Raw genomic sequence first — 1,593 nt, forward strand, 5'->3', positions numbered from 1 at the left:
GTCTAATGTACATTCAAGCTAATGTTTGCTTCAAGTTCGAGTGTGAAAATCGTATCTTCATAGCTATAAACCACAGTGTTATTACTAACGATTGGTTCTGACATTAAGAACAACTCTGACATATCGAGAAATGACTGCTTATCTATCTGTTCCTGTGGAAAGCTACCCACCTGTACTGTGATAACCTTAGTAAATCCAATCCATTTCTTTACATCTTCATGTTGCTTTTTCTTATTGGCAATCATAGATTTGATGTAGCTACTTCCTTGCCCTTCCTTCACTTTTCCACTTTCGACGCTGACGAATTCGGACTGATTAAGCTTGATAGGCTCCTTGGTAGAGTTGTCTTGCTGACCATTACTAGATGGCTCGTTAAGGCATGAGTAATCAGCCAACATACCAATGCATTTGAAGAAGCCATTTACATCCGAACGGTCAGTAAAATGAAAACCTGGGATAGCGCCATCAGATTTAAACTTTGAGTAATACCCATTGTTCTCCTTAGCCACTGAAAGCAACGACTTAAAAACATCAGGGCTTTGTTTTTCTTCGAAGTTCACCACGAAAACTAAATGGCCTTTTTTTGTGTGATGCATCACCTCAATTGGCTTGGCCTTCCCAACAATAGAGTTCTTAAGGTCTACTTCGGACTGATTACTACTGTTTTCTGTTTTCTTGCCAGTAACCTTCTTTTCTGGAATAGCTATTTCTCCATAAGGAACACTTGATTTTTTATCGTTCGTGTTGAGCACTATCTTTCTAATTTCTATACCGCAACGAATGTAATCTTTATTTGTCAGATAAAAGCCTCGTCCCATAGAATACTTTTCTCTGTGCTCTGTACTAAGCTCTTTGTCGGATAGGGCTGCGGTGTCTTGGTGGTTTAGCGCTGCTTTACGCATCTCAGAAAATAGATCTCGGGTGTGCTTTGACCATGCCAGGATGATGGTTCTATTAGTTTGTGTTTCATAATAATCAGTATAAGGGTCTGATCTATCACTCATAGAGGTAAATTTGGCAACGATAACCGCCTGGGCATCTTCAGGGATAGATAAGTTGTCCTGGAAAGCCTCTACCGCTTTCCGATGTTCCATTATGCGCTTTTGCCTTTCTTCGTATGCTTTCTTTTCTTCCTCTTCCTTGCGCTTAGCTTCTTCGGCAATAATAGAGGAATAAAGTGCCTTGTTCTTGCTGTTGTCGATATCTTCTAAATCGACCTTAGTTAGAAAACCAAACTCAAGCAGCTCTTCTCGTGTCAATCGCTCCTTGAATTCTTCTACATACGATTTCAACTTCCCTAGGCGCTCTTTTATACTTTTGTCGCAACCACGACCCAGGCTTAGGTCAATATTGAAAATCGTGCCAGAATCGAAAGTTACCTTAACATCTGTCTTTTCATACCCTAGTTCGCATTTTGCAGCTACTTCATGAGCAAGTTGTTCAAAATCTTCGATAGAGTAATCTTTCTCTTCAAGCATTTTTGATTCAGAAAATAATACAGTAACTGAAATTGGTTTAATCATCGTTGCCCCCAAGCATCGGAAAAATAGATTAAGAATAAGTTGTTCTCTTAACTTAAAAACATTATAACTC

At 39.2% G+C, this 1,593-nt stretch carries 1 protein-coding gene; it reads right to left on the reverse strand.

What is annotated here, in order from left to right:
* Positions 1-2: 2 nt before the first annotated feature.
* Positions 3-1,593: LPD25 domain-containing protein (locus IQR33_RS03320; RefSeq protein WP_228013737.1), on the reverse strand; the 1,591-nt coding region annotated here is incomplete at its 5' end.

The sequence above is a fragment of the Vibrio sp. OPT46 genome (assembly GCF_015163535.1).
GTDB classification, from domain to species: domain Bacteria; phylum Pseudomonadota; class Gammaproteobacteria; order Enterobacterales; family Vibrionaceae; genus Vibrio; species Vibrio alginolyticus.